Below are 2,702 nucleotides of genomic sequence, written 5' to 3'. Positions count from 1 at the left end.
TTAAAATTGATTTCATCGATTACTATCAAATTGACGCAGTCAATTTGAACAAACTCATAACTTATAACTCATAATTTATCACTGAATAACATGATAGCGATTATAACAGACAATATAACTGTCGCCAAGCAGATTGCCCCGGTATTGAATATGGATATGGACACCGGGGACGCCGGATATTTCCGGGGACGCGGTTATATAGTAGCTTGGGTGGACGGGACGCTCGTTTCCCTTTCACCGCCGGAGGATTACGGTAAACACCGCCTTGCAAAAGACAGTCTGCCCTATATTCCCGAAACGCTTACACCCGCTGTCCGCAAAAAGAAATCCCAAAGGAAGCAGGTTACGGACAAGGCCGCCGTCAAACACCTGAATGTAGTAAAGAACATTTTCGACGAATGCGAAAGCATCGTTGTGGCGACAGACGCGGGGGAGGCAGGCGAACTGGCATTCCGGCGTATCTATTCGTATCTTGAATGTAAAAAGCCATTCAAGCGGCTATGGTTGGACTCTTTGACTACCGGAGCCATCAGGGAAGGATTCAGGAGACTGAAGGAAGGCGCTGTATATAACAGCCTCCACGCGATGGCGGATTGCCGGGCAAAGGCGGACTTTTTAATAAGCGTTAACGCGATCCGTGCCTTTAGCCTGGCTGCCGGACTGGCGGGCAGTCCGCTCGGAAGGCTGGAAGTACCGGTACTGGCGATGGTATGCAGGCCTTACAGGGAATACCGCGAATTTGTTCCCGTTTGCTTCCACGAGCTTCGCGTAACACTTGAGAAAGACGGCCAGCTCCGGAGCTTTATGCTTCCCGTAGCCCTGAAAAGCAGGCGGAAGGCGGAGAAAATCTACGAACACCTGAAAGCCTTCCATACGGCGCGAATCACAAAGGTTGAGAAACATAACAGGATTCAACCCGCGCCACAGCTATACGACATGGTTTCGCTTCAGAGGGAAGCCAACATCCGCTACGGCTTTCCCGTTCATAAGACAATGGAAATAGCGCGAAAGCTATACGAAGACAAGCTTATATCCCATCCCTTGACAGATTCCCGCCAGATTCACGGAGATGTGTTTTCCTCCATTCCCAAAATCCTGCGGCAGACGGCCGCTTACAGCGGACTGGCAGGCAAGCCGGATGTCTTGAGTATGGAAAGCCTGAACCGCGGCAGCGTAAGAAGTAACAGCAATCTTCCGGCGATACACCATGCCCTGATCCCCACAGGCGTTTATCAAGGATACCTGCCGAAGGAGGATAAGATAATCTACGGGATGATTGCGGAAAGGACGATGGAAGCCTTCGCCCCGGACTGCCAACTGGAATTTACACGGGTGGAGGCTACTATGGGCAGCCTGACGCTTGTATCGGAGCAATCAAAAGTTACCGCTCCCGGCTGGCGTTCCATACGAAGCCGCGAAGAAGACCGTAAGCAGGACGAAGCCGGGGAAAACGACGCCTTTCCTGTATTTACGGAAGGCGGAACCGTCCGCATCTCCGGATGGAACTTGCTTACAAGGAAAACCATGCCCCGTCCGCTTTACACCGAGGCAAGTCTGCTGGAAGCAATGGTAGATTCGGCGCTTGGAGCGGCGGCAACCCGTGCTCCTGTTATCGAATCGCTTATCTCCTGCGGCTATATCGAGCGGCGGGGACAATGCCTGGTACCCACGGAAAAGGGGCAGGTCGTCTATAACTGCCTGAAAGATATGCGGATTGCCGATATACAGCAGGCCGGAGGCTGGGAAAGGATGCTCACTGACATTGGCAAAGGTAAGCAAGCTGCGGATACATTTATGACTACATTTAAAATCTTCACCAGGCAGGCGACGGAAGAGATACTTTCCCTGAGCCTGCTTAAAAAGCCCGCGCCCAAGTCGGAGCAGCCAAATCCTGCACATGGAAAAAGGAAGAAAAGGACGGTATAATATAATCATCTAAGTATGTCTGCAAGTGTAATTCATATTATTGAAACTGTAAAAACTGAAAACATCCGGATACAGGATGCTTACAAATAATGGATGATATAAAATAATCGGACAGAACGTACTTATCTGTATGGAAACTGCATAAATGCTGTATGAATGATAATTTAGTTTAGTGAGAATCGGAGGGGACGGAAGTCCAGGAGTGGTCGGAAGATTTTATAGTATTAACTATCAGTTAATTACAACTTATTTTATCAGAAAAAAACAGTTGTACTGAGTACCACTGAGCAGACACTGAGGTTCACTGAGACTGAAAAAACTCAGTGTTTCTCCGTGTCTGCTCGTGTATCTCAGTGTCATAAAATATATTTACCTACCTGATTATAAACTATTGAATTGATAAACAATAATATATGATATATTGAAATCTTCCGACCACTCCTGACGGAAGTCCCCTTTTCTGTGGGCAAATGTATCGCCCTGCCTGTCCCGGCCTTGTCAAGGTCGGGCCGCTGCGCGGTTTCGCGGGAAATCTCCAGATCTGGCTGCGCCCGGCTTGTATTTCCCGCGAAAACCCTGACAAGCCCGGCAGGGCGATGTTTTTTGCCCGGAAAAGGGAATTTCCCTGCATAACAGATTAATCATTTAAAAACCTGAGTTCCGTTTAAGAAAATCAATAAGAAAGTTGGTAAGTAAGAAATAATTTTGTATCTTTATAGTTGATAATCAATAAATTAAACAAATATATGAGCTTACTTACCAACGATAAAATTACG

At 47.7% G+C, this 2,702-nt stretch carries 1 protein-coding gene; it reads left to right on the top strand.

Annotated elements, in window-relative coordinates; all coding sequences use genetic code 11:
* Positions 1–90 precede the first annotated feature (90 nt).
* Positions 91–1,926 carry a DNA topoisomerase gene (locus ACYPZI_RS15770; RefSeq protein ID WP_459603302.1) on the top strand — a complete coding sequence of 612 codons (1,836 nt, stop codon included), beginning with the start codon at positions 91–93 and terminating at the stop codon, positions 1,924–1,926.
* Positions 1,927–2,702: the final 776 nt, after the last annotated feature.

Source organism: Dysgonomonas reticulitermitis (assembly GCF_054601275.1).
Note: the sequence above shows the minus strand (reverse complement) of the source record. Positions and strands in the feature narration are given on the sequence as shown.

What these genes read in the sequence shown, in the direction of transcription:
- ACYPZI_RS15770 (WP_459603302.1), top strand. Translation starts at nt 91, where the DNA reads ATGATAGCGATTATAACAGACAATATAACTGTCGCCAAGCAGATTGCC.